The sequence below is a fragment of the Amycolatopsis sp. NPDC114478 genome (assembly GCF_055633805.1).
Genome location: NZ_JBVKDO010000014.1, coordinates 33,014 through 57,515, shown reverse-complemented (window position 1 = coordinate 57,515; position 24,502 = coordinate 33,014). Strand labels below are relative to the sequence as shown.

The following is a 24,502-nucleotide window of genomic DNA, read 5'->3' as shown; positions in this document are numbered from 1 at the left end:
AGTCGATACCGGCGGATACCCTCTGCTTCATGAGTAAGGCGACGAAGGAGGCCACCGTGGCCGCCACCGGCAAACCGTTCCTGATGCGCGTCGGCATCGGCTTGTTCGGCCTCGGCATGCTGGCCGTGCTGACGGTCTTCATCATGTTCGCCGCCGGCCTGGAGAACCTGCCGATCTGGCTGTCGGTCGCCGCCGGTGTCGTCACGCCGCTGGGCCTCCTGCTGGGCCTGATCGCGCTGGTCCGCGAGGCGCGCGCCAAGGATTAAGGCACGGCCGCGAACGTCTTCTCGAACCACTCCGGGAACTCCGTCAGCGAGTCGAACACCACCTCCGCTCCCTCGCTCAGCAGGAGCGTGCGGTCGCACGGCCCGGTGGTGACTCCGACCGCGATCGCGCCGGCGGCCAGCGCGCCGCGGATGTCACCCGCGTGATCTCCGACATACACGCGCGCGTCGTGCGCCAGGAGCGCCTCGGCCTTCCGCGTCGACCACAGCTCGCCGACGACTTCGTCGACGTCCAGCCCGAGCGCGTCGACGTGCAGCTGCGCGTTGGGCCCGTACTTGCCGGTGACGACCAGCGTGCGCCCGCCCGTGGCCCGCACCGCCCGGAGCGACTCGACCGCGCCCGGCAGCGCGACCGTGCTCGGCACGACCACTTCGGGGTACATCGCACGGAACCGGTCGACGAGCCCCGGGATGCGCTCCTCGGGCGCTTCGAAGCCGCGCAGGATGTCGTCCAGGGGCGGGCCGAGGTTGGCCGCGAACGCCTCGCCGTCCAGCGGCAGGCCGGATTCGGCGCCGAGCGCGTTCATCGCCGCGGCCATGCCCGGCCGCGCGTCGATCAGTGTCATGTCGAGGTCGAACCCCACCGTGATGCCCACGCTCCACACGGTACTGGCGACCACCGACAGTTTTACACGTCAACCGATCATGTACAGCGTCTTGACAGCGGGGCGATCTGTGTCAAGGTGAGGGTGTGACCAGCTTCACTGACCGGACTAAGGCGTCCCTGCGGGAAGCGCTCCTCGACGCCGCCGCCGACCTGCTGCCGGACCGCGGCCACGCGGGCCTGCGGATGGCCGACGTCGCGGCCAAGGCCGGGGTGAGCAGGCAGACCGTCTACAACGAGTTCGGCAACAAGGCGGCGCTGACCCAGGCGGTGGCGCTGCGGACCGCGGCGGAGTTCCTCGACGGGATCCGGCAGCGGTTCGAAACGGCAGACGGGCTGCTCGCGGGCATCCACCACGCCGTCGTCTACACGATCGAGCACGCGCGGGAGAACCGCCTGGTCGCGGCGGCGCTCGGGACCGAAGCGGGCGAGGACCTGCTGCCGCTGCTCACGAGCCGGGGCGAGCCGATCCTCACCGCGGCCGCGGACCTCGCCGCCGAGCAGTACCGGGAACTCGAACCAGGCTTGTCGGCCGGAGCCGCCGCCCTGCTCGCCGAGACCGCCGTGCGGCTTTCGCTGTCGCACCTGGTGCTCCCGACGCACTCGGCGACGGAGGCGGCCGACGCCGTCACCGCGGTGCTGGCACCCGCCATCCGCCAATTCGTCCACAATGGAGTGACACGATGACCGACACGCTGTCCGAGCTGCGGACCGGCTTCTCCTCGCTGCGCAAGGGCGGGCTGAACTGGGACTCGTTCCCGCTGCGCCTGTTCGTCAAGGGCAACAAGAAGTTCTGGAACCCGGCCGACATCGACTTCAGCCGCGAGCGCGCGGGCTGGGACACGCTGAACGACGAGCAGAAGCGTTCGACGACCTACCTCGTCGCGCAGTTCATCGCCGGCGAAGAGGCCGTCACCGAGGACATCCAGCCGTTCATGCGGGCGATGTCGGCGACCGGCCGCTTCGGCGACGAGATGTACCTGACGCAGTTCTGCTTCGAGGAAGCCAAGCACACGGAGGTGTTCCGGCGCTGGATGGACGCCGTCGGGCTGACCGAGGACCTCCACCCGTACGTCGGGGAAAACCCGCACTACCGCAAGCTGTTCTACGAAGAGCTACCGCAGTCGCTGCGGGCGCTGGAGGACGATCCCAGCCCGCTCAACCAGATCCGCGCGAGCGTGACGTACAACCACGTGATCGAGGGCAGCCTCGCGCTGACGGGCTACTACTCGTGGCAGCTGATCTGCACGCAGAACGACATCCTGCCGGGCATGCAGGAACTGGTCCGCCGCATCGGCGACGACGAGCGCCGCCACATGGCGTGGGGCACGTTCACGTGCCGCCGCCACGTCGCCGCGGACGACTCGCTGTGGGACGCGGTGCAGCAGCGGATGGGTGAACTGCTGCCGCACGCGCTGAACATGATCCAGTGGGTGCAGGACCAGTTCGAGGTGGTCCCCTTCGACAACGACCCGGAGGAGATCATCCAGTACGCGGCGGACCGGGCCCAGCGCCGCCTGGGCGCGATCGAGTCGGCGCGCGGGATGCCGGTCGAGCAGATCGACGTCGACTACTCGCCGGAGCAGCTGGAGGAGACGTTCGGCGAAGAGGACGCGAAGGCGATCGCCGAAGCCGCCGCGGCGGCCGGCTGACGGACAGCAGCCGCGTCAGGCGTGTTTCGTCGCGGCTGCTTTTTCCAAGCCCAGGAGGCTGATCGACTTCTCGCGCATCTCGACCTTGCGGACCTTGCCCGTCACCGTCATCGGGAACTCCTCGACGACGTGCACGTACCGCGGGACCTTGTAGCGCGCCAGCTTGCCTTCGCAGAACTCGCGCACCTTCTCCGCCGTCAACGGCTCCGCGCCTTCGCGCATCCGGATCCACACCATCAGCTCTTCGCCGTACTTCTCGTCCGGGACGCCGATGACCTGCGCGTCGAGGATGTCCGGGTGCGTGTAGAGGAACTCCTCGATCTCGCGCGGGTACAGGTTTTCGCCGCCGCGGATGACCATGTCCTTGATGCGGCCGGTGATGTTGAGGTAGCCGTCGCCGTCCATGATCGCCAGGTCGCCCGTGTGCATCCAGCGCGCCTTGTCGATCGCTTCCGCCGTTTTGTCCGGCTGCTCCCAGTACCCGAGCATCACCGAATACCCGCGCGTGCACAGCTCGCCCGGCTCGCCGCGCGGCACCGTCAGGCCGGTTTCCGGGTCGACGACCTTGACCTCCAGGTGCGGCCCGACCCGCCCGACCGTCGATACGCGGCGCTCGATCGAGTCGTCCGCGCGCGTCTGCGTCGACACCGGCGAGGTCTCGGTCATGCCGTAGCAGATCGACACCTCGCCCATGCCCATCCGGTCGATGACCTGCTTCATCACCTCGACCGGGCACGGCGAGCCCGCCATGATGCCGGTGCGCAGCGACGACAGGTCGAAGCTCGCGAAGTCCGGGTGGTTCAGCTCGGCGATGAACATCGTCGGCACGCCGTAGAGCGACGTGCACTGCTCGGCCGACACCGCTTCGAGCGTCGCTTTCGGATCGAACGCGGGCGCCGGGATGACCATGCACGAGCCGTGGCTGGTGCACGCGAGGTTGCCCATCACCATGCCGAAGCAGTGGTAGAAGGGCACCGGGATGCAGACCTTGTCGAACTCGGTGTAGTTGCAGAGCTCGCCGACGAAGTAGCCGTTGTTCAGGATGTTGTGGTGGGACAGCGTGGCGCCCTTGGGGAAGCCGGTGGTCCCGGAGGTGTACTGGATGTTGATCGGGTCGTCGGCCGAGAGGGCGGCCTGCTTTTCGACGAGCGCCGCCGGGTCGCCCTGCCAGCCCGCGTCCATCAGCGCCTGCCAGCTCTCGCCACCCAGGATGACGACGTGCTCGAGCGCGGCGCACTTCTCGCGCACCTCGTCGACCATCGCCGGGTAGTCGGACGTCTTGAACTTGTCGGAGGCGACCAGCAGCCGGACGCCGGCCTGGTTGAGCACGTACTCGAGCTCGTGCGACCGGTAGGCGGGGTTGATGTTGACCAGGATCGCGCCGATCTTGGCCGTCGCGTACTGCAGGAAGGTCCACTCGGCCCGGTTCGGCGACCAGATCCCGACCCGGTCGCCCTTGCCGATGCCCCGCGCGACCAGGCCCAGGGCGAGGGCGTTCACCTCGGCGGCGAGCTCCCGGTAGGTCCACCGGCGGCCAGCGGTCCGGTCGACGAGGGCGTCCCGCTCCCCGAACGCGGCCACGGTCCGGTCGAAGTTGTCCCCGATGGTGTCCCCGAGCAGCGGGACCTCGGAGATTCCCGAGGCATAGCTCGGCAGGGCGGGCGCGTCAGGCATGGTGCCTCCCAGTGACGTCTTCGTCGGGCGACCCGAGTCTAGGAAGCGAACCCGCTCGCAGCCAGCTCAGCGCGGTACGGGTGATGCGGACGGTCGTGACCGTCTCCTTCACCTCGACCAGCACGGGCCGGAACGTGGCCGGGTCGATCGCGCAGCTGTGCCGCACCACCTGGTCGAAGAACCATTCGGAGGTGATCACCACGAGCACGCCGGGCGAGTCCCGCAGCACGTTCTTGACCGGTTGCGCCTCGAGCAGTGCTGCCGCAAGGCGTCGGCCAAGGCGTACGGCAGGGATTCGACCAGGGGACCTTTCGGCACCTGCGCGGGAACGAGGATGAAGGCGCCGTCTCCGCAGTCCTCCACCCGGCAGTCGGCCAGCGCGGCGCCGGTGTCGTCGAACGCCCGGCGCAGGGCCCGGTCCAAGCCCTCCCGCAGCGCGAGCCGGTGTGGCGTCGTCCGCCACGCTCGCTGACGTACTCCTCGAGGTAGCGCTGGCGTTCCTCCCAGGGCAGGAGCCGGACCGCGAAGTTGGCCACGCGCTGTGACACCCAAAGAGGCGGGCGGCGAGCCGGCCCGCTGCTCGACCTTGCCCGCTCGGGCCGGTGATCGAGGTCGAGCAGGCCGCCCAGTTCGAGCGTCCGCCCGAAGGCGACGGCGAGCTCCTGGGCGCGGCCGAGACTCCGTTCGACGCCGGCCGCGAGCTCGCGGGCCTTCGGCGGCGGCGTGGACGTCGACCCCCTCCAGCAGTGCCCGCTCGCGATCGATGTTGCGCAGGAGCTGGTGCACCCGCTCGTGCAGCCGACGGCGGGCGGTTCCGCGGAAGTCGATGTCGAGCGCCTGGGCCCGGCCGAAGATCGTGTCCAGCTCTCCCACCAGATCGCGGTCCTGGGCGAGCGCGCGGGCGACGACCCGGAGGTGGTCGGCACTGTTCATGAGGCACTGCGTCGGCAAACCCACGAACGCTCGGAGCCGTTCCGCACCGGGCCCGCTGGTAAGGTCCGGACGGACTTTCGAGGGGGCGATCGATGGCCGGCCAGGGGTTTCGCGATGAGCTGACCCAGTTGCTGCAGGCGCGCTACCCGCTGCTGGTCGTCGAGACGCACGAAGAGCAGCGGGTGCTGCGGGAGATCCGCGCCGTCGCCGAAGACCAGCAGCGCCTTCGCACGCCGCGGCGCGTATACGTGTGGTCGTCGACCACCGGGCTCGCACCCGCCGGCGGCCCGCCGATCAGCGAGACCCGCACCGCGGCCGCCGCGCTCGAACGGATCTACGGCTGGGGCGAGCCCGCCGTCTTCGTCTTCGCCGACCTGCACCCGTCGCTCGTCTCCGAAGGCGGGCACCGGCCCGATCCAGACGTCGTCCGGCGGCTGCGTGAGCTGGCCGCCGCGTTCAAGACGCGTCCGGTGCCGCTCAGTCTCATCCTCGTGTCGCCATCGCTGCCCGTGCCGCCGGAGCTGGAGCACGACGCCACCGTCGTCGAATTCCCCCTGCCCGACCAGCGCCAGATCGGCGAGCTGCTGGACGGCATGGTCGCCGCGCACCGGCAGAACGTCCGGATCAGCATCGACCGCGACGACCGGGACATGATCGTCGCCGCCGCGCGCGGCCTCACGTTGCCCGAAGCCGAGAACGCGTTCGCCAGGGCGCTCGTCGAGGGCGGCGGGCTCGACCCCAGCGACCTCGAGCTGATCCTCGCCGAGAAGCGCCAGGCCGTCCGCCGCTCCGGGATGCTCGACATCGTCCCGGCGGAAACGAGCTTCGACGCCGTCGGCGGCCTCGACCGGCTCAAGCGGTGGCTGACCAAGCGCACGGGCACCTGGACGCCCGCCGCGTCGGCGTACAACCTCGCCGCGCCGAAGGGCCTGCTGCTCACCGGCGTCCCCGGCTGCGGCAAGAGCCTGTCCGCCGTGTGCGTCGCGAACATGTGGCGGCTGCCGCTGCTGCGCCTCGACCTCGGCCGCGTCTTCGCCGGCCTGGTCGGCTCCAGCGAGAAGAACATCCGCACGGTCATCCGCACCGCCGAAGGCATCGCGCCCTGCGTGCTGTGGGTCGACGAGATCGAGAAGGGCCTCGCCGGCGCGGGCGGCGGTGGCGACGGCGGTACCGCGCGGCGCGTGTTCGGCACGTTCCTGTCGTGGATGCAGGAGAAGTCCGCGCCGGTGTTCGTGATGGCCACCGCGAACCAGGTCGACTCGCTGCCGCCGGAGTTCCTCCGCAAGGGCCGCTTCGACGAGATCTTCTTCGTCGACCTGCCGTCCGGGCCCGAGCGCGCCGCGATCTGGCGGATCCACCTGCGCAAGCGCGTCACCGACGCGTTCGTGGCGAGCGAGCTGCGTCTCGACGACGGCCTGTTCGCCGAACTCGCCGAGGTCAGCGCGGGCTACAGCGGCGCCGAGATCGAGCAGGCCGTGCTGGCCGGCCTGGTCGACGCGTTCGCCGAGAAGCGGCCGCTGCGCCGCGACGACCTCGTGCGGGCGGTGAAGTCGACCGTCCCGCTGTCGGTGACCCAGGCCGACGAGATCCTGGCCATCCGGAACTGGGCGCAGACCAGGGCCGTCGCGGCGACGGACACGTCCGGCGAAGTGGTCTCCGAGCCGGTGCCGCAGCCGGAGTCCCCGAGGGGAAGGACGATCGACGTATGACGCACCGCGTGACCGTCACCATCGGCAAGGACGGCTCGATCAGCGCCGAAACGCACGGCGTGACCGGGTCCAAGTGCCTCGACTACATCCCGCTGCTCGAGGACCTGCTCGGCGCGGAGACCGTGACGTCGGAGTTCACCGAGGACTACCGGCGCACGTCGGCGTCCGCGGAGAACACGGCTTCGCAGCAGCAGTCGCAATGGAACTCCTGAACCTCCACCGGATCGTCGACGTCACCGCGGCCGAAGGCCCGGGCCTGCGGTGCGCGGTGTGGACGCAGGGGTGCTCGGTGCGCTGCCCCGGCTGCTTCAACCCGCAGACGTGGACGACCCGCGGCGGTTTTCGACTGGCGTGGCCGGACTTGGTGTCACGGGTGCTGGCGATCGACGGCATCGAAGGCGTCACGCTGCTCGGCGGCGAGCCGTTCGACCAGCCGGAACCGCTGGGGCACTTCGCCGCCGCGGTGCGCTCAGCAGGGCTTTCGGTGATGACGTTCACCGGGAACGTCCTGGAGGACCTGCCGCCGTCGAAGCTCCTGGACTCGACGGATCTGCTGGTGGACGGGCCTTTCCTGGCCGATCGGCCGGAGCCGTCGCGGCCGTGGGTCGGCTCGGTGAACCAGCGGTTCCACTTCCTGACCGACCGCTACGACGAGTCGATCTTCACCACCCCGAACCGCCTGGAACTGACGATCGCCCCGGACGGTGCGATCGAGCTGAACGGGTTCGCCACCACCGAAGTACTCGAAGCGCTGCTCGAAAGGGATCCCCGATGAGTGTCACGCTCAAGCTGCGTAGCGAGGCGCTGGCCCAGCTCAACGCCGCCACGATCGCCGCGCACACGCAGGCCGGCGTGGTCACCGTCCGGACCCGGATGCGCCACCGCGACCTCCTCGCCCGCGCGCTGACCGGGCTGCGGGCGCAGGTGACCGACGACGGCAACTCCGTCGTCGCCGCATGGGAGGGCCGGCGGATCACGTTCGTCTACGGCGCCGAGGGCGTTCAGCTGGCGCACGTCGACGGTCCCGGCCTGGCCGAAGCCGAAGCGCAGCGGCTGGTGCTGTCGGTCGACGAGGCTTACGCGGCTGAGGTGCAGCGCTCGGTGCTCGCGCGGCTGAAGGAGCGCGCGGCGCGGTCCGGCATGGTCGTCGAGTCCGAGCGCGTCAACGCCGACCAGTCGATCAGCGTCACGCTGGCCGCCACGTCGTGACCGAGGTCAGGGTCGGGCTGGTCGAGTTCGGGAAGGCGCTCCACGAGTCGGTCACCGTCCCCGGCCTCGGGGAGCTGCCCGGCGGCCAGGTCAGCGTGGGGCGCGCGGTCCGCGGCGCCCGCGCGCGGCTGCTGCGGCGCGACCGCGTCCTGGCCGACAACCTGCGCCTCGGGATCATGGTGCGGAAGAAGTTCTTCTCCAGCGAGGTCGAACCGGTGACCGACGCGGGGTTCGTCAAGGACGTCTACGTCGCGGCCGGCCGGGCCGACCTCGGGAAGGGCGACTCGCTGGAGCTGTACACCGACGACCGGGTCGGCCCGGACCTGAGCCGGCCGGAGGGGTTCGCCGAGGTGACCGCGCCCGCGTACGACCAGCTGACCGGGTTCCGCGTCCAGGTGCTCGTCCGCGACGGTGTCCTGCGCTTCGGGGCGCTGACGGCGTCGTCGCGGGGCGGCCAGCCGATGCGCGTGCTCGGGCTGTTCGCGCCGGGCCCGGTGCCGGAACTGCCGGCCGGGCGGCCCGGGACGGTGCTGCTGGGCTTCCAGTGCGATGCGCCGCCCATGGCGGGCGACGCGCTGAGGACGTTCCACGAGGCCGAACACGACTACCTGGAGCGACGGGAGGGCGTCGCCGTCGTGCACGGGCTGACCGACCTGCCCAACGGGTCGGTGGTGGCGGCGGTCGAAGTCCCCGAGGGGCGGCCTTCGCTGTTCTCCGTCGGCACGCGGGTGCGGGTACTGCGGCCGGCGGGGACGACGTTCAACGAGCGGAGCACGGTCGTGGCGTCGGACCTGCGGATCCAGTCGCTGGCGCGGGACGGGGTCGCGGTGCGGACGAACGGCGGGATGCGGACGTTCACGGTCGGGTTGGCGTACCGGGAACTGCGACAGAGCGACACGATCGAGGCTTACGTGCCGGCGGACGCCGTCGAACTGGCGCCGCCGCCGGCGCCCGCCCTGGTGGCTGTTCCGCTTGCGGCTCCGCTTGCTGTTCCGCTTTTGGACGTCAACTCGGCTTCGGGACCGGAACTGGCGCGCTTGCTGTCCCCGGAGCAGGTGACGAAGGCGCTGGAGCTGCGTCAGCGGCTGGGCGGGTTCCAGGACGTGGAGGCGTTCGGCGTCGCGATCGGGTTGCAGCCGCACGAAATCGTCCGCTTGCGCAAACAGGCGACGGCCGGCCGGGTGACGTTCCGCGAGACGGGCGTGCGGCAGCTCGACATCTGAGCGCGGGGTGGCCGTTCCGCTACGCTCGGGGACGTGCCGGAGGAATTCTCACTGGGCCTGGCTGAGGTCGACACGGCGGTCCGGCGTACCGGTCTTCCGGCGAACTGGCACCCGTTCGAAATCCGCAGCCCGGGCCGGACGCTGGTGGAGAACGAGCGCATCGCGGCGGCTTCGTGGGAGTCCATGCGGGCGCGCGGCCTGGCGGGTCCGGACAAGCTGGACATCGAGGTCGAGCAGACGCTGCGGGCGTGGACCCAGCCGGACGTGCTGATCATCGTCCGCGCGGCGGAGGAGGGCCGCCAGGTGTTCTACCGCGCGGCGATCGGCCACGGGCTGGGGGTGTTCTCGGAGCTGTCGGGCGAGGAGATCCTGTTCGCCCAGACCCGCCCGGACCGGCTGGTCGACCTGGTGGTCGGCATGCTCCCGGCGTACCGCCCGGTCCCCTTGGCCGAGCTGACGTTCATCGAGCCGGGCACCCGCCGCGACGCCGACGCGGCGACGGAGTTCTCGTCGTGGCCCCTGCACCGGTACGGGACGTTCGAGCTGTCGGTCCGGTCGTCGGGGGCGTTGAAGCCGGCGGGGACGGTGACGTTCGTCGACAACGAGGGCGGCCGGTTCCTGATGTTCAGCGAGTCGTTACCGGGCAACGAGACACGGGTGACGTTCACCCCATCGGATGGTTCCCACCTGCGCACGTGGCTACTGGAGCGTGGCCGGAACCACTGACGCGGCCGGTTCGTCACTAGTACAGTGCGAGGAACCACGCAGTGTGGTGGAGGACGACTGGGAGGGCGTCATGGGCGGTTCGCAGTTCGGCGCACCGGGGTCGTTCACACCCCCACCCGCGGCAGGGGACGCCGGGTCGAACTTCATCTCCGGGTTGCTCAGCGGACAGGTGAACGACCAAGCCGCCCAGCAGGTCGGCGAGGGCGGTCGTCACCTGAAGTCGCTCGCGGAGAACGGCCAATTCGCTGTGAACGAGGAAGGTTTTCAGGCGTACATCAAGGCCTGCGATTTCTTCATCGACGGCATCGGCGAGATGATCACCAACGTCTACAAGCTGGCGAACCCGGCCCAGATGGGTGGCAGCGCCTACGCCAAGGCTGTCGCCAGCTTCAACGTGCAGGTCGCCAACGGCGACCCAGAGTCGCTGATACCCAACCTCGAAAAGATGCGGGACGGCGTCGAGCAAGCCCGCGAGGCCATGGTGATCGCACGCAAGAACTATCGCGAGACCGAGGATGCCCACAGCATGACGTTTGCCAAGTTGAACAAGGGGCTGCGGGAGTAGTGATCGCACGACGAGTTCCAGCCGCGGTCGCCGCCCTGGCTTTGGGTTTCGGCCTTGTCGCCTGCACGAGCGAGGTCGGCGGACAGGCGAACCCGAGTTCGCAGGTTTCCGCCACGACCAGCACACCGGCTGATTCAGGCGACCCCTTCGCGGGTCTCAGCTCTTGCACGATTCTCGACCAGGCCCTTGCCGGGCAAGGCTTCCCCCAAGCCGAGAAGACGGTCGCGGACCCGGCTCACGGCTGCCACGCCAACAAACCCAGGTCCGGCGACACACCGGCCGTCGACGTCGGTCTGTTCCTGCAGGCCGGCGGGAACTACAAGGACAACGTCAACAACCCGGCCAAGGCCAGTGACGGGAAGGTCAACGAGCGCCCGGCGATCGAGGAACAGGAACCCTTGAACGTCAAGGGTCAATGTGCCATCCGGTTCCAGGTACAGGACTCGCGGGCCCTGCTGTCGCTCACCTTCGGATCTGACACCGCCGGCGCCTGCCAACAGATCGAAAGCCTCGCTCCGAAAGTCGAGCCTCTGCTGCCGAAGAACAACTGATACGGAGTCCAGCCATGAGTCAGCCGCACCGGGCGCAGCACCGCCAGTCCGAGGGTGACTACTACGCGGCCACCGAGCAGGAGCTTCAAGGCCGCGGCGCCGACGCACAGGGGATCACCCAGAAGGCAGCGTCGGACTATTCGGTCGCCCAGGGAAAGCTCTTGCAGGAAGGGCAAACCCTGCGCGCCGGGGCTCCGGCGCCCGAGGAGAACTACGCCAACCAGCCGCACGAAGTGCTGTACGACATGGTCCACAAGAACATGAACCTCGAGGACCTGAACGACCGCAGCAGGGTGGCGAACGTCTACGGCAACTGGCTCGCCGACGCTTCCAACCAGTTCCGCGATGCGGCCACCGCCGCCGGCGGCTCTTGGCAAGGGCCGGCCGCGGACCAGGCGAACACGTTCTTCCAGAGCACGGCCGGGCACACCGAGCAAACCGGTAATGCCATGCAGCTCGCCTCGAACCACTACTCCCAGCAGTCCGCCGCCGCGCACTATGCCAAGACCAACATGCCCGAGCCCACCGGTTTCGATCAGCAAGCCGAGCTCGACAAGGCCAAGCAGCAGTACAACTCCGGCAACCTCATCGGCATGAGCAGCACCATGGCCGGCATCCAGGCCAAGCAGCAGCAAGCCGATGCCGCGCACCAGCAAGCCGTTCAGGTTCTGCAGAACCTCGATGGCACCTACCACGAAACCGCCAGCTCGCAGCCCACCTACGCGCCTCCCCCGCAGCTCGGGAACGGCGATTCCACCTCCGTCTCCGGCTTCCACGGCACCAGCAGCACCAGCTTCACCGGCACCCCCACCATCGGCGGCACCGGTGGCACCGGCGGAACGAGCGGCAGCTACATCCCCGGCGGCACCACCCCGCCCGGCGCCATTCCTCCCGGCGCCATTCCGCCCGGCACCACGCCCCCGGGCACCACCCCGCCGAACTTCGTCCAGCCCGGGACCACCAGCGGCGTCGGCGGCACCAGCTTCAGCGGCGGCAACACCGGCTTCCGCGGCACGTCCAGCCCGAGCGCCTTCCCGCGGATGACTCCCGATGGTCTCGCCATGCCCGGTACGACCGGTGGTGGCACCGGCAGCGGTGACATCACCCGCGGGAAGTCCGGCGTCGGACGGGCCGGGACCGGGTTCGCCGGCTCCCGCGTCTCCGGGGGCGGCTACACCGGTGGCCCGAAGGAAACCGCCGGTGAAAGCGCCAAGACCGGCGGGAAAGCCGCCGGCGAACGGCTCGAACGCGGGGCCACCGCCGCCGCGGCTGCCAAGGGCAAGGGCGCGGGCGGTGCCGGGGCCGCGGGCGCCGCCGGGAAGAAGAAGGAAGACGACAAGGAGCACAAGAACAAGTACGCCGTCGACGAGGACGTCTTCGACCTCAAGCCGGAACGCGGCCCCGACGGCGAAAAGATCGTCAAGCCCACCATCGGGGAGGCCTAGGGGACAACCCCGGAATCTCCCGGAGAAAAGATCAACACGCCCAGGTCGCGGGCTACATTGGGAGCATGCGCTTCTTCGTCGTCGACGCCTTCACAGACCGGGCCTTCGCCGGGAACTCCGCCGGGGTCGTCCTGCTCGACGAGCCCGCCGACCCGGCCTGGATGCAGGCCGTCGCCACCGAGATGAAGCACGCCGAGACCGCCTTCGTCGTGACCACGCAAGATGGCCCCAAGTCGCTCCGGTGGTTCACCCCGGCCGTCGAGGTCGCGCTGTGCGGGCACGCCACCGTCGCCGTCACCCACGTCCTCGGCGGCGAACAGACCTACACCACGAAGAGCGGTGAGCTGCACGCCAAGGCCGACGGCGGCTGGGTCGAGCTGGACTTCCCCTCCGACCCGCCGACGCCGACCGACGACGACCTCTCCGAGATCCTCCCCGGCGTCGAGATCGAGTACGTCGGACGCGGGGTCGAGAACCTCTTCGCCGTCCTCAAGGACGCCGAAACGGTCAAGAAGCTCGAACCCGACCTCGCCAAGCTCAAGAACACCTGGACCGGACGTCTGCTGGTGACCGCACGAGGGGACAAAACAGACTACGTCAGCCGCTTCTTCGCACCGGGCGTCGGCATCGACGAAGACCCCGTCACCGGCTCGGCGCACTGCATCCTGTCGCCCTACTGGTCCGAACAGCTCCAGAACAAGGAACTCACCGGCCACCAGATTTCCCAACGCGGCGGCATCGTCCGGACTCGCCAGGACGGCGACCGCGTCCACCTCGCCGGCCAAGCCGTCACCATCGTGAGCGGGGAGCTGCACGTCTGATGCGCACACTGCTGAACATCATCTGGCTCGTCCTGTGCGGCTTCTGGATGGCCCTGGGCTACCTGGTCGCCGGCGTCATCTGCTGCATCCTGATCATCACCATCCCGTTCGGGCTGGCGTCGTTCCGGATCGCGCGCTACGCGCTCTGGCCGTTCGGCCGCACGGTCGTCGACCGCCGCGACGCCGGCGCCGCGTCCTTCCTCGGCAACGTCATCTGGTTCATCTTCGCCGGGCTCTGGCTGGCCATCGGGCACATCTTCACGGGCATCGCCCTGTGCGTCACGATCATCGGCATCCCGCTGGGCGTGGCGAACTTCAAGATGATCCCGGTGTCCCTGATGCCGCTCGGCAAGGAGATCGTCGAGATCCCTTAGGACTCCGGTTCGTACGGCAGCTCCACCACCAGGCACGGGCCGCCGACGAACAGCCCGCCGTCGACGCCCAGCGCCTTGCCGCCCGCGTACAGGAACGGTCCCTCGATCTGCGTCGGGTGGATGCCCAGCTGGTCGGCGATGACGCTGTGGCCGTGCACGATCCGGGTCCCGCCGAGGGCGTCCATCAGCTTCTGGGCGTTCTCCTCGCCGTCCGGGCCGCGGAACGCGTACCGCGTGGTCATCCGGCGCCAGACGTCCCACCAGGCCTCGATGTCCGAGCCGGCCAGGATGTCGGCCGCGGCCTCGTTGATCTCGGGGACCGTGGACCCCCAGTCCAGGTACTCGAGGGTGTCCGAGTGCAGGAGCAGGTGGTCGGCCGCCAGCGCCGCCAGCGGGCGCTGGGACAGCCACTCGATGTGCTCGGGGGTCAGCCGGTCCTGGTCCGACAAGAGACCGCCGTTGATCTCCCAGCTGCGGGCGAAGCTGCGCGGACCGAAGTCGGACGGCACCGGCTCGTCGCCGAAGTGGTACATCCCCAGCGCCAGGATCTCGTGGTTGCCCAGCAGCGTCTGGACCTGGCCGCCCGCCTCGGCCGCCTGCTCCTCCAGCCGCATGACCAGGTCGATCGCGCCGACGCCGTCCGGGCCGCGGTCGACGAAGTCCCCCAGGAACCACAGCTGGTCCCCGGCCCCCGACCAGTTGCCCTCGTCGTCCACCAACCCCTCGGCGCGCAGTGCCTCGACCAGCTCGTCGCGGTGGCCGTGCACGTCGCCGACAACGTACGTGGAGTTGTTCATCCGGTGACGATAAGCCCTTCGCCCGCCACGCCGGTGGTCAGCCTTCGCCGAACGGGTCCAGGGTCCGCCCGATCAGGTCAGCCACCGAGTCGATCACCAGTGTGGGCCGGTACGGATAGCGTTCGGCCGACTCCGGGGTGGAGATGCCGGTGAGCACCAGGATCGTCTGCAGGCCGGCCTCGATGCCCGAGTGCACGTCGGTGTCCATCCGGTCGCCGATCATCAGCGTCGACTCCGAGTGCGCGCCCAACCGGCGCAGCGCCGAGCGCATCATCAGCGGGTTCGGCTTGCCGACGTAGTACGGCGAGCGGCCGGTGGCCTTCTCGATCAGCGCCGCGACGGACCCGGTGGCCGGCATCGAGCCCTCGATGCTCGGGCCGGTCGCGTCCGGGTTGGTCGCGATGAACTTCGCGCCGCCCTCGATCAGCCGGATCGCGCGCGTGATGGCGCTGAAGCTGTACGTGCGGGTCTCGCCGAGCACGACGTAGTCCGGGTCGCGCTCGGTCAGGACGTAGCCGACCTCGTGCAGCGCGGTCGTCAGGCCCGCTTCACCGATGACGTACGCCGAGCCGTTCGGCCGCTGCGACGAGAGGAACTTCGCGGTCGCCAGCGCCGAGGTCCAGATCGACTCCTCCGGGATTTCGAGCCCGGTGCGCTCCAGCCGGGCCCGCAGGTCGCGCGGGGTGTAGATCGAGTTGTTCGTCAGCACCAGGAAGTCGATGCCGTTCGACTTCAGCTCGGCGAGGAACTCGTCGGCCCCGGGAACGAGGTGCTCCTCCTTGACCAGGACGCCGTCCATGTCGGAGAGATACGTCCACCGGCGTTCGTTCATGCGCGGAACCTATCACGCGCGCGAGACACCTGCGGACAAGCGCGAAAACGGCTACAGTGGGAATTGCCGGTACCGCGAGGGGAGTCGCGTTCCCGGTCACCGAGGGGGTTCGGGGGAATACTTCTCGACGTCGTCGGCGCGTTGCGCCGTCGCGCAATTCTTCCTGCCCCCGAACGCGAAGGGGGAGAACAAATGACCGAAATCATCGAGCGCCCGGCCGCGGCCGCGGCGATCACCGGGCCGAACTGGGGACTCACCAAGTTCCTCGACCCACTGCCGATTCCGCCGCTGTTCCGGGCCCGCGCCCGGGAAATGATCACCATTCCGATGGTGACCCGGCGGCAGCGACTGCACTCGCAATTGCCCGAAAGCACGCTGTGGACGTACGCGGGCCATTTCCCGGGTCCGACGATCGAAGTGCGCAGCGGCCAGCAGCTGCGGATTTCGTGGTCGAACGAAATCGAGGGTGAGTTCCCGCTCGTCGCCGTTCAGGGGCCGGTGGCGGACGGACCGACGAGCCGCCCGGGCCGCGAGCTGGACCGGCCGGGCTACTCGATCGTCGACGGCGTCGCGGACCTGCCGGCGTGGACCGTCGTCCACCTGCACGGCGCGCGCACCAACGCGGGCAACGACGGCTGGGCGCACAACGCGGGTCTCAAGGGCACGTCGCAGCTGGCCGAGTACCAGAACCGCCAGCCCGCGATGCCGCTCTGGTACCACGACCACGCCATGGCGATCACGCGCTTCAACGTCCACACCGGCCTGGCCGGGATGTACCTGATCCGCGACGACGAGGAGGACGCGCTCGACCTCCCGCACGGCGACCGCGAGATCCCGCTGATCATCACCGACCGGAACCTCGACACCGACCCGGCGACCGGCGAGCTCACCGGCCAGCTGCTGTTCAAGTTCCCGTACGTCCCGAACGGCCCGATGATCCCGTTCTCCGGGCCCTTCAACCTGGTGAACGGCGTGATCTGGCCGCACCTGGACGTCGACGCGAAGTGGTACCGCTTCCGGCTGCTCAACGCGGCCAACTCGCGGTTCTACACGCTGAACCTGGTCGACGAGAACAACAACCCGGTGAACGACGCCGTCCGCCTGATCGGCACCGACGGCGGCCTCCTTCCGGTGCCGACCGAGCTGCCCCGCAACGGCCTGACGGTCGCGCCGGCCGAGCGCTTCGACGTCCTGATCGACTTCAGCCGTTTCAAGGGGCAGAAGCTCAAGCTGCGCAACGCCGACCCGCGGCTCGGCACCATCGAGCCGGACCTCGTGGAGTTCCGGGTGGACGGCCGCGCGAAGCACGACTCCTTCACGCTGCCGGAGAAGATCTCGACGTCCTACGTGCGGCTGCAGCACGGCACGACGCTGCCGGAAGACCACGACCACGTCTGGGTCGCGCTGCTGCTCGGCAAGGACGGCCACCCGGAGATGTGGGACCTCGAACAGGTCGACGCCGACCCGGGCGGCGAGGGGATCGTCCAGGTCCAGGACCCGGCCGGCGGGCTCAAGACGTTCCGGATGGTCGGGCGGCTCTTCGACGACACCACGGGCATCTTCATCGACCACGACCGGTGGGCGGTGTGGAACCTGGTGCACCTCGCGAACGGCGGCCCCTCGCACCCGATCCACATCCACCTGACGGAGTTCCAGGCGCTGTTCCGGCGGAGCTTCACCACGACGTTCGACCCGGCATCGGCGCGGACGACGGCGCCGATCAGCGGGTTCACCGACGTCCCGCTGGAGAAGTACGAGGAGGGCTGGAAGGACACGATCATCGTGAACCCCGGCCAGTGGGTGAGCGTCGCCGGGCAGTTCGGCGGGGGCACCGGCGAGTTCATGTTCCACTGCCACATCCTCGACCACGAGGACGAGGGCATGATGCGGCCGTTCGTCGTGCACCCGCCGGAGGTGGCGAAGTTCCACGTCCACCCGGGCGGCGGCCACCACCACGAGGGCTGACCCGCGGCCGGCTCAGGAGGCCGCGGCCGGGTGCACCAGCACGGTCGCGGCCTTCACCGACAGCGTCACCGCCGAGCCGGGCTCCAGCGCGAGCTCGGCCACGGCGGCCGGCGTCAGGTCGGCGGTCAGGCCGTGCGCCCAGCCGTCGCCTTCGGCGCGCAGGCGGATCACCGGCCCGTGCGGTTCCAGGGCCGCCACGACGGCGTCGGTCGTGTTGCGCGGGCTCCCGCGGTGCTCGCCGTCGTGCGGGTAGACGGCGACGGCGTTCGGCGGGAACACCGCCACCGCGGGCTCCCCCAGCACCACGTCGGCGGCGGGGATCCCGCTCACCACCTCGTCCGACGCCGTCCGCAGGCCGTCGGTCACCGCGGTCCCGGCGACGAGGTTGAGCCCGGCGATCCGCGCGGTGAACGCCGTTCGCGGCGCGGAAAGCACTTCGCGGGTCGGGCCGCGTTCGACTATCCGGCCGCCGTTCATCACCGCGACGTGGTCGGCGAGCGCGAGCGCGTCCAGCGGGTCGTGCGTGACGAGCACCGTCGTCGGGCCCGTCTTGAGGACCCGCCGCAGCAGGCCGCGGATCGCCGGCGCGGCGTCGACGTCGAGCGCCGCGAACGGCTCGTCGAGCAGCAGCAGGTCCGGCTCGGCGGCCAGCGCCCGGGCGATCGCGACGCGCTGGGCCTGCCCGCCGGACAGCTGCCCCGGCCGCCGGTCCGCCAGCGAGACGGCGTCCACTTCGGCCAGCCAGTAGAAGGCCCGCTCCCGCGCGACGCGGCGGCCGGCGCCGGTCGAGCGCGGCGAGAACGCGACGTTGTCCGCCGCGGACAGGTGCGGGAAGAGCAGCGCGTCCTGGGACAGCAGGCCGATCCCCCGCCGGTGCGGGGCCACGCCGGCCAGCGCGCGCCCGGCGACGGTGATCTCCGCCGACGTCGGCGTGATCAGCCCGGCGAGGCAGCCCAGCACGGTCGACTTGCCCGAGCCGTTCGGGCCGAGCAGCGCCAGCACCGTCCCGGTGGGCACGTCGAGGTCGACGTCCAGCGAGAACGAGCCGCGGACGGCTTCGATCCGGGCGGTCAGGCTCACCGCAGGCCGCCTTCCCACGAACGCGGGCGCGCCACGGCGATGACGACGACCGCGACGACGATGAGCAGCAACGACAACGCGACGGCGCTGTCGATGTCCACTTCGGCCTGCGTGTAGACCTCGAGCGGCAGCGTCCGCGTGACGTCTTCGAGGCTGCCGGCGAAGGTGATCGTCGCCCCGAACTCGCCGAGCGCGCGGGCGAAGCTGAGGACGACGCCGGAGCCGAGCGCGGGCAGCAGCAGCGGCAGCGTGACGCGCCGGAAGACGGTCCACGGGCGCGCGCCGAGGGTCGCGGCGACCTGCTCGTAGCGGTCGCCGGCGCCGCGCAGCGCGCCTTCGAGGCTGACGACGAGGAACGGCATGGCGACGAACGTCTGCGCGATGACGACGGCGGTCGTGGTGAACGGCACCGGCTCCCCGGTCAGCGTCGTGATCAGCATGCCGAGGAAGCCCTTGCGGCCGAGCAGGTAGAGCAGGGCGAGGCCGCCGACGACCGGCGGCAGCACCAGCGGCAGCAAGACGATCGACCGCAGCAGCCGGACCCCGCGGAAGCGGGCCCGCGCGAGGACGACGGCCAGCGGCACGCCGAGCAGCACACACGCCAGAGTGGACAAAGCGGCCGTGATCAGCGACAACCGCAGCGCGTGCCACGACGACGGCGAGACGATCAGCGACGGCAGCCGCGTCAGGTCCGAGCGGACCAGCAGCCCGACGACCGGCAGGACGACGAGGGCCAGCGCGAGCGTGGCGGGAATGCCCAAGACCCACGGAACCCGCGAACGGCCGGCCGGGACGAATCCCGGCCGGCCGCTCGAGAGCCGCTTACTGCGCAGGGCCGAACCCGACCTTCGTCAGCTCGTTCTTACCCTCGGTGCCGAGGACGAAGTCGTCGAACTGCTTGGCCAGGGCGCTCTGGCCGCCCTTGACCACGGCGATCGGGTAGCTGTTGACCGCACCGGACGCCTCGGGGAAGTCAACCTTGTCGACCTTGCCCGCGGCCGAGGTGGCGTCGGTGACGTAGACCAGGCCCGCGTCGGCGTCGCCGGACTGGACCTTGTTCAGCACCTGCTTGACGTCCTGCTCTTCGCTCTTCGGCTTGAGCGTGACGCCGGTGGTGGTCTCCACCTTCTTGGTGGCCGAGCCGCACGGCACCTGCGGCGCGCAGGTGACGACGGTCAGGCCGGCCTTGTTCAGGTCCGCGAAGGACTTGATGCTCTTGGGATTGCCCGGCGCGACCGCGATGGCGAGCTTGTTGGTCGCGAAGACCGTCGGCTGCCCGTCGATCACGCCGCCCTGGACCGCTTTGTCCATGTTGGCCTGGTCGGCCGAGGCGAAGACGTCCGCCTTCGCGCCGTTCGTCAGCTGCTGGACCAGGCCGGACGAGCCCGCGAAGCTGAACTTCACGGTGACGCCGGGGTGCTGGGCCTCGAACTCCTTGCCGAGCGCGGTGAACGACTCGGTGAGGGACGCGGCGGCGAACACGGTGAGCGTGCCGGTGCCGGCGTCGCCGCCGCCCTTCGGCGCGGGCGCGGTGACCGACGACGACCCGCCGGACTGCGTGCTGGGCTCGTCCGAGCTGCTGCACGCGCCCGCGAACAGGGCGACGGCCGCGACGCCCGCTACGGCGAGAGCAAGCTTCTTCATCGACTTCCTTCCGGTGTTTCCACCACAACAGTGGTCGCTTTGACCACCGCGACCGCGAGCACCCCGGGGCGCAGGCCCAGCTCGCGGACGGCTTCCGTACTCATCAGGGACACGACTCGGTGTGCCCCGCACTGCAGTTCCACCTGGGCCATCACCTTGTCGGCGATGACCTCGGTGACCAGCCCGACGAACCGGTTGCGGGCGGAGCGGCCGACGGCGGAGGGGTCCTCGGGGCCGGCGGCCTGTGCCCGGGCGAAGCCCGCGAGCTGGGCGCCGTCGACGACCTTGCGGCCGGCGGCGTCGTCGGTCGCGGTCAGCTGCCCCGCGCGCACCCACCTCCGGACGGTGTCGTCACTGACGCCGAGCAGGCGCGCGGCCTCGGACAACCGAAATTGCGGCATGGCGCAGACATTATCTCCGCAGTTGAGGAAAAGCTACGCGGGGCGCGAATTGTGCATGACTTCGGCGCGAAGCTGTTCGAGGATGACATTCTGATAACGCTCGATCGCTTTTCGCTCGGCCGGTGAGAACTGCGCGAGCGTCTCGCGGAGGGTGTCGAAGGCCGACGCGAAGAGCGGCGCGAACCGGTCGGCGGCCCCCGGCACGACCTCGACGAGGACCTTGCGCCGGTCCTCCGGATCGCGCACACGGCGGACCAAGCCGACCTTCTCCAGCCGGTCTATGACGCCGGTCACGGCGCCGGTGGACAGGCCCGTCAGCTCGGCGATCCGCCCCGCGGTCAACGGTCCGCCCGATTGGATGACCAGGTCGAACGTCTTGTGGTCGGTGCCGGACAGGCCCATCCGCTCGGCGATCCGCGCGTGGCGCAGGACGGTGAACGTGCTGCCCGCGCGACCCAATTCCGCGAAGCGGAAGAGCTCCTCTTCGGTGACCGGGTAAGTCTTATCCGTCACAGGCCCTCGTTAGTTCGACAACTGAACCACTCACTCCGCAAAGTATCCTAGCGAGCGCGTCACTTCGCTCGTTCCGGAGCTACTCTGTGCGTAATGACGGCAGTGGATCTCGGGTTTCCTCGCGTCCCCGGTACACGAGGGTCATCTCGCGTGCCCAGGCCCGAGAACCCCCATCTCATCGACACCTTCGGCCGGGTGGCCACCGATCTGCGGGTTTCCCTGACGGATCGGTGCAACTTGCGCTGCACCTACTGCATGCCCGCGGAGGGCCTCGACTGGATGCCGGGCGAGCAGGTGCTGAGCGACGACGAACTGGTCCGGCTGATGCGGATCGCCGTCGAGCAGCTCGGCGTCACCGACATCCGGCTCACCGGCGGCGAACCGCTGCTGCGGCCGGGCCTGGAGGACATCATCGGGCGGGTCACGGCGTTGTCGCCGCGGCCGCGGTTGTCCATGACGACCAACGGGATCGGCCTGGCCCGCCGCGCCGCGGGCCTCGCCGAGGCCGGGCTGAACCGGATCAACGTCTCGCTCGACACCATCGACCCCAAGACGTTCCTCGAGATCACCCGCCGCGACCGGCTCTCGCACGTGCTGGCCGGCATGGCGGCCGCGCGCGACGCCGGGATGTCGCCGGTGAAGGTCAACGCCGTGCTCATGCGGGGCGTCAACGAGACCGAAGCCGTGCCACTGCTGAAGTTCTGCCTCGCCGAGGGTTACCACCTGCGGTTCATCGAGCAGATGCCGCTGGACGCCCAGCACGGCTGGAACCGCGGCGAGATGATCACCGCGGCGGAGATCCTTTCGATGCTGGAGGCGGAGTTCGAGCTGACGCCGTTCCCGGCGGCGCGGGGCGGGGCGCCGGCCGAGCGCTGGCTGGTCGACGGCGGCCCCGGCGACGTCGGCGTGATCGCGTCGGTGACCCGGCCGTTCTGCGCGGCGTGCGAGCGCACGCGCCTGACGGCCGACGGCGCGGTGCGCTCCTGCTTGTTCAGCAACGACGAGACGGACCTGCGCTCCCTCGCGCGCGCGGGCGCGCGCGATGAAGAGATTGCCGACGCCTGGCGCGCGACGATGTGGGGCAAGCTCGCGGGACACGAGATCAACGACGCCGGGTTCGCGCAACCGATCCGGCCGATGAGCGCGATCGGCGGCTGAGATGTCGACTCTGACCATCGTGGTGCGGTACTTCGCCTCGGCGCGGGCCGCGGCGGGGGAAGAAGAGGAGAAGGTCCAGCTCCCGGAGGGCGCTTCAGTGGGCGACGCGGTCGCTGAGCTGCGGCGGCTTCACCCGGAGGGGTTGCCGCGGGTCCTCGACGCCGCGAGTTACCTGTTGGACGGGGTCGCGGTGCGGGACCCGGGGCGTGAGCTGCGGGATGGTGCCGAGCTGGACGTCCTGCCGCCCTTCGCGGGCGGCTGAGCCGCCCGCCGGGGTGCGGCAGTCCTTCCCGGCCTGTCGGCGGCCTCGCGCTCCTGGCCGCGGGCATGGCGACCCGGCCCTGCCGGCCCAGCGGCCCGCCCCTCTGACCTCGGGCAGGTCGACCCGGCCCTGCCGATCCGCCCGCAGCCCCGCACTCCTGACCGCGGGCCTGTCGACCCCGCCTCACCGGCCCGACAGCGGCCCGCACTCCTGACCGCAGGCCTCACAACCCCGCCTCACAGGCCCGGCAGCGGCCCGCCCCTCTGACCTCGGGCAGGTCGACCCGGCCCTGCCGATCCGCCGGCGGCCCGCACCCCTGACCGCGGGCCCGTCGCCCCACCCCGCCGGCCCGACAGCGGCCCACCTCTCTTACCTCGGGCACGTCGACCCGGCCCTGCGGATCCTCCGCGGCGGCCCCGCCCTCCAACCGCAGGACTCTCGACCCCGCCCCACCGGCCCGACAGCGACCCGCGCCTCTGACCTCGGGCACATCGACCCCGCCCTTCCGCTCCGCCGGCAGCCCCGCACCCCTAACCGCGGGCGTGGCGCCGGCGTTTGCCTGGCCACCGGAGCCCTCCCGGCGTCGGTCCCGAGTTCGCCCTCCCTATAAACAGCCGACCGCTCGCGCGTCGCCGGGGACCGCTCGGCGAAGCCCCCGCCGGCCCTCGGCGTGGCGCTTCATCAATTCCGGCTGTTCGCGAGAAGCTGATCCCGCTCCGCCACCACGCCTTCCGGTGACCCGTTTCGCCTGGTCCGTTGCGGTGCGTGGCCCCCACTGGGCGGCCGCACGGGCCCGCACGCTCTCGGCGGTGCATTCAAACCCCACTAACAGGTGGGACTGCCGTGACTCAAGGGGCACATGAGGCGAAGTTGTCAAGTCTGGCGTCGTCTCGCGAGCCGTCATAAGATGCGCGCTTCCCTTCGCGGCGGGGGGTCGCGAATGGGCCATTCGCCGCGCAAAACACGTGATGCAAGCCTCACGATCCGTGTTTTATCTCGACAAGGAAACGGGCAGATAACGGCCCGCTGACCTGCGCAAACATCGGCATCGATGGGGGTTGCGTGCCGTTACTGTGACGTAGGTCACGCCCCGAATAATTTCCGATCACGGCTCTCGTTACGTACCGTCGCTTTTCGGTTGGCCCCGACCAACCAGCACCACCGGGAATCCGTAGCGCCTAGCCCTGTCCAACGGATCCCGGACCCATACCCCGAGCGAAAGCATTTCCGGACAGGGACGAGGGGACGACGAAGACGCGCCGTGCGTCGGACTCGCCCGCCGGTCTGAGACGGCCGGCGCCAGGACCCCGATCCTGACCCTCAGCACGTGCTCGTAGGCGCAGGAAAAGCGAGAAGCATCCAAATGTCTTACCGAGGCAAGCACCGCAAGATGTCCGCAGCCACCCGCACCGTCGCTCGCGTCGCCATCGCGGGCATTGCGGTCGGCGCTCCCCTCGCTATCGCCGCGACCCCCGCGTCGGCGACCAACTGGGACGCCATCGCGCAGTGCGAAAGTGGCGGCAACTGGAGCACCAGCACCGGCAACGGCTTCTACGGCGGCCTGCAGTTCACGCAGAGCACCTGGAAGGCCTACGGCGGCGCCGGCAGCCCGCAGGGCGCGTCCCGCGAGCAGCAGATCGCCGTGGCCGAGCGTGTCCTGCAGGGCCAGGGCATCGGCGCGTGGCCGGTCTGTGGCAAGAAGGGCGGCGGCGGCTCGTCGACGGCCCCGAAGGCCACCCACAAGACGACCACCAAGCAGTCGACCCCGAAGAAGACCGTGACCGCCCCGAAGCAGGCGGCGGCTCCGGCGGCGACCGGCGTGGCCAGCTCCAACCCGGCCGGTGACTACACCGTCGTGGCGGGCGACACGCTGTCCAAGATCGCCAAGCAGTTCAACGTCCAGGGCGGCTACCAGAAGCTGCAGGACCTGAACGCGAAGTACATCCCGAACGCGGACATGATCCTCGTCGGCCAGAAGATCGCCACCAAGTGACGATCGCGCGCAGCGATGCGTAAGTCCGGCCTCGAGCCGTGACTGTTCAGCCCTCCACCGCCGATCCCCCGGGCGGTGGAGGGCTTG

30 protein-coding genes are annotated in these 24,502 nt (G+C 70.1%); 19 read left to right on the top strand and 11 right to left on the bottom strand.

From position 1 onward, the window contains the following. Nucleotides 1-29: 29 nt before the first annotated feature. Nucleotides 30-266, top strand: coding sequence for a hypothetical protein (locus ACZ7OH_RS32875; protein WP_470284388.1), 237 nt, complete (start codon nt 30-32; stop codon nt 264-266). On the opposite strand, the gene ACZ7OH_RS32870 is transcribed toward ACZ7OH_RS32875, so the two are convergent. After that, the gene (locus ACZ7OH_RS32870; RefSeq protein WP_470284387.1) at nt 263-880 is read right to left on the bottom strand and encodes an HAD family hydrolase; all 618 of its coding nucleotides are present in this window, start codon (nt 878-880) and stop codon (nt 263-265) included. The genes ACZ7OH_RS32875 and ACZ7OH_RS32870 overlap by 4 nt on opposite strands. A 95-nt stretch (nt 881-975) precedes the next feature. On the opposite strand from ACZ7OH_RS32870, the gene ACZ7OH_RS32865 reads away from it, so the two are divergent. After that, nucleotides 976-1,575, top strand: coding sequence for a TetR/AcrR family transcriptional regulator (locus ACZ7OH_RS32865; RefSeq protein ID WP_470284386.1), 600 nt, complete (start codon nt 976-978; stop codon nt 1,573-1,575). Then, nucleotides 1,572-2,540 carry a R2-like ligand-binding oxidase gene (locus ACZ7OH_RS32860; RefSeq protein WP_470284385.1) on the top strand — a complete coding sequence of 323 codons (969 nt, stop codon included), beginning with the start codon at nt 1,572-1,574 and terminating at the stop codon, nt 2,538-2,540. Before ACZ7OH_RS32865 ends, ACZ7OH_RS32860 begins: the two co-directional genes overlap by 4 nt. Before the next feature lie 15 nt (nt 2,541-2,555). Here the strand turns inward: ACZ7OH_RS32860 and ACZ7OH_RS32855 are convergent, their stop codons facing one another. From ACZ7OH_RS32855 to ACZ7OH_RS32845, 3 genes are read right to left on the bottom strand one after another with little or no spacing between them, the layout of a single operon-like run. After that, nucleotides 2,556-4,214: an AMP-binding protein gene (locus tag ACZ7OH_RS32855; protein ID WP_470284384.1), complete on the bottom strand. Its 1,659-nt coding sequence runs from the start codon at nt 4,212-4,214 to the stop codon at nt 2,556-2,558. Then, entirely contained in the window at nt 4,207-4,422 is a 216-nt protein-coding gene (locus tag ACZ7OH_RS32850; RefSeq protein ID WP_470284383.1) for a hypothetical protein, read from the bottom strand. Before ACZ7OH_RS32850 ends, ACZ7OH_RS32855 begins: the two co-directional genes overlap by 8 nt. Continuing rightward, complete coding sequence (locus ACZ7OH_RS32845; RefSeq protein ID WP_470284382.1) at nt 4,410-4,637, bottom strand: hypothetical protein; 228 nt, start codon at nt 4,635-4,637, stop codon at nt 4,410-4,412. The genes ACZ7OH_RS32850 and ACZ7OH_RS32845 overlap by 13 nt, the downstream gene beginning before the upstream one ends. A gap of 300 nt (nt 4,638-4,937) precedes the next feature. Between ACZ7OH_RS32845 and ACZ7OH_RS32840 the strand changes: the two genes are divergently transcribed. The 12 genes from ACZ7OH_RS32840 (at nt 4,938) to ACZ7OH_RS32785 (ending at nt 13,770) form a co-directional block, all read left to right on the top strand. After that, the gene (locus ACZ7OH_RS32840; RefSeq protein WP_470284381.1) at nt 4,938-5,270 is read left to right on the top strand and encodes a hypothetical protein; all 333 of its coding nucleotides are present in this window, start codon (nt 4,938-4,940) and stop codon (nt 5,268-5,270) included. Continuing rightward, complete coding sequence (locus tag ACZ7OH_RS32835; RefSeq protein ID WP_470284380.1) at nt 5,240-6,856, top strand: AAA family ATPase; 1,617 nt, start codon at nt 5,240-5,242, stop codon at nt 6,854-6,856. Before ACZ7OH_RS32840 ends, ACZ7OH_RS32835 begins: the two co-directional genes overlap by 31 nt. After that, nucleotides 6,853-7,068, top strand: coding sequence for a DUF2997 domain-containing protein (locus ACZ7OH_RS32830; protein WP_360468238.1), 216 nt, complete (start codon nt 6,853-6,855; stop codon nt 7,066-7,068). Before ACZ7OH_RS32835 ends, ACZ7OH_RS32830 begins: the two co-directional genes overlap by 4 nt. Next, nucleotides 7,056-7,631 (top strand): 4Fe-4S single cluster domain-containing protein, encoded by a 576-nt coding sequence (locus ACZ7OH_RS32825; protein WP_470284379.1) that lies wholly within the window; start codon nt 7,056-7,058, stop codon nt 7,629-7,631. Before ACZ7OH_RS32830 ends, ACZ7OH_RS32825 begins: the two co-directional genes overlap by 13 nt. After that, entirely contained in the window at nt 7,628-8,065 is a 438-nt protein-coding gene (locus ACZ7OH_RS32820; RefSeq protein WP_470284378.1) for a hypothetical protein, read from the top strand. Before ACZ7OH_RS32825 ends, ACZ7OH_RS32820 begins: the two co-directional genes overlap by 4 nt. Next, nucleotides 8,062-9,288, top strand: a complete 1,227-nt coding sequence (locus ACZ7OH_RS32815; protein ID WP_470284377.1) for a hypothetical protein — start codon at nt 8,062-8,064, stop codon at nt 9,286-9,288. Before ACZ7OH_RS32820 ends, ACZ7OH_RS32815 begins: the two co-directional genes overlap by 4 nt. Nucleotides 9,289-9,321: 33 nt before the next feature. Beyond that, the gene (locus ACZ7OH_RS32810; protein WP_400895702.1) at nt 9,322-10,014 is read left to right on the top strand and encodes an ESX secretion-associated protein EspG; all 693 of its coding nucleotides are present in this window, start codon (nt 9,322-9,324) and stop codon (nt 10,012-10,014) included. 43 nt (nt 10,015-10,057) lie between these two features. Beyond that, nucleotides 10,058-10,579: a hypothetical protein gene (locus ACZ7OH_RS32805; protein ID WP_470284376.1), complete on the top strand. Its 522-nt coding sequence runs from the start codon at nt 10,058-10,060 to the stop codon at nt 10,577-10,579. Beyond that, nucleotides 10,579-11,130: a hypothetical protein gene (locus ACZ7OH_RS32800; RefSeq protein WP_470284375.1), complete on the top strand. Its 552-nt coding sequence runs from the start codon at nt 10,579-10,581 to the stop codon at nt 11,128-11,130. The genes ACZ7OH_RS32805 and ACZ7OH_RS32800 overlap by 1 nt, the downstream gene beginning before the upstream one ends. A 14-nt stretch (nt 11,131-11,144) precedes the next feature. After that, nucleotides 11,145-12,575 carry a hypothetical protein gene (locus ACZ7OH_RS32795; RefSeq protein WP_470284374.1) on the top strand — a complete coding sequence of 477 codons (1,431 nt, stop codon included), beginning with the start codon at nt 11,145-11,147 and terminating at the stop codon, nt 12,573-12,575. Nucleotides 12,576-12,640: 65 nt separating this feature from the next. Continuing rightward, nucleotides 12,641-13,396: a PhzF family phenazine biosynthesis protein gene (locus ACZ7OH_RS32790; protein WP_470284373.1), complete on the top strand. Its 756-nt coding sequence runs from the start codon at nt 12,641-12,643 to the stop codon at nt 13,394-13,396. Beyond that, nucleotides 13,396-13,770, top strand: a complete 375-nt coding sequence (locus ACZ7OH_RS32785) for a YccF domain-containing protein (RefSeq protein WP_470284372.1) — start codon at nt 13,396-13,398, stop codon at nt 13,768-13,770. The genes ACZ7OH_RS32790 and ACZ7OH_RS32785 overlap by 1 nt, the downstream gene beginning before the upstream one ends. On the opposite strand, the gene ACZ7OH_RS32780 is transcribed toward ACZ7OH_RS32785, so the two are convergent. Next, complete coding sequence (locus ACZ7OH_RS32780) at nt 13,767-14,567, bottom strand: metallophosphoesterase (RefSeq protein ID WP_470284371.1); 801 nt, start codon at nt 14,565-14,567, stop codon at nt 13,767-13,769. The genes ACZ7OH_RS32785 and ACZ7OH_RS32780 overlap by 4 nt on opposite strands. Nucleotides 14,568-14,604: 37 nt before the next feature. Beyond that, complete coding sequence (locus ACZ7OH_RS32775) at nt 14,605-15,399, bottom strand: HAD-IIA family hydrolase (RefSeq protein WP_400895719.1); 795 nt, start codon at nt 15,397-15,399, stop codon at nt 14,605-14,607. A 192-nt stretch (nt 15,400-15,591) separates the two neighbouring features. Here ACZ7OH_RS32775 and ACZ7OH_RS32770 point away from each other — a divergent pair, with 192 nt between their 5' ends. Then, nucleotides 15,592-17,364 carry a multicopper oxidase domain-containing protein gene (locus ACZ7OH_RS32770; RefSeq protein ID WP_470284370.1) on the top strand — a complete coding sequence of 591 codons (1,773 nt, stop codon included), beginning with the start codon at nt 15,592-15,594 and terminating at the stop codon, nt 17,362-17,364. Nucleotides 17,365-17,376: 12 nt separating this feature from the next. Here ACZ7OH_RS32770 and ACZ7OH_RS32765 read toward each other — a convergent pair whose 3' ends face one another. The 5 genes from ACZ7OH_RS32765 to ACZ7OH_RS32745 form a co-directional block, all read right to left on the bottom strand. Next, entirely contained in the window at nt 17,377-18,444 is a 1,068-nt protein-coding gene (locus ACZ7OH_RS32765; RefSeq protein WP_470284369.1) for a sulfate/molybdate ABC transporter ATP-binding protein, read from the bottom strand. After that, nucleotides 18,441-19,205 (bottom strand): ABC transporter permease, encoded by a 765-nt coding sequence (locus ACZ7OH_RS32760; protein WP_470284368.1) that lies wholly within the window; start codon nt 19,203-19,205, stop codon nt 18,441-18,443. Before ACZ7OH_RS32760 ends, ACZ7OH_RS32765 begins: the two co-directional genes overlap by 4 nt. A gap of 61 nt (nt 19,206-19,266) precedes the next feature. Beyond that, nucleotides 19,267-20,088, bottom strand: coding sequence for a molybdate ABC transporter substrate-binding protein (gene modA / locus ACZ7OH_RS32755; protein ID WP_470284367.1), 822 nt, complete (start codon nt 20,086-20,088; stop codon nt 19,267-19,269). Continuing rightward, nucleotides 20,085-20,489, bottom strand: coding sequence for a TOBE domain-containing protein (locus ACZ7OH_RS32750; RefSeq protein WP_470284366.1), 405 nt, complete (start codon nt 20,487-20,489; stop codon nt 20,085-20,087). The genes modA and ACZ7OH_RS32750 overlap by 4 nt, the downstream gene beginning before the upstream one ends. Nucleotides 20,490-20,522: 33 nt before the next feature. After that, nucleotides 20,523-21,002, bottom strand: a complete 480-nt coding sequence (locus ACZ7OH_RS32745; RefSeq protein WP_470284365.1) for a MarR family winged helix-turn-helix transcriptional regulator — start codon at nt 21,000-21,002, stop codon at nt 20,523-20,525. A gap of 150 nt (nt 21,003-21,152) precedes the next feature. Between ACZ7OH_RS32745 and moaA the strand changes: the two genes are divergently transcribed. The 3 genes from moaA to ACZ7OH_RS32730 all read left to right on the top strand — a co-directional run bounded on the left by moaA (nt 21,153) and on the right by ACZ7OH_RS32730 (nt 24,415). After that, a complete protein-coding gene (gene moaA / locus ACZ7OH_RS32740) occupies nt 21,153-22,160 on the top strand; it encodes a GTP 3',8-cyclase MoaA (RefSeq protein WP_470284364.1) in 1,008 nt (335 codons plus the stop codon). A gap of 1 nt (nt 22,161) precedes the next feature. After that, on the top strand, nt 22,162-22,422 hold the full coding sequence (locus ACZ7OH_RS32735) for a MoaD/ThiS family protein (RefSeq protein ID WP_470284363.1): 261 nt from the start codon (nt 22,162-22,164) through the stop codon (nt 22,420-22,422). A 1,363-nt stretch (nt 22,423-23,785) separates the two neighbouring features. After that, nucleotides 23,786-24,415 (top strand): transglycosylase family protein, encoded by a 630-nt coding sequence (locus ACZ7OH_RS32730; protein WP_470284362.1) that lies wholly within the window; start codon nt 23,786-23,788, stop codon nt 24,413-24,415. Nucleotides 24,416-24,502 lie beyond the last annotated feature (87 nt).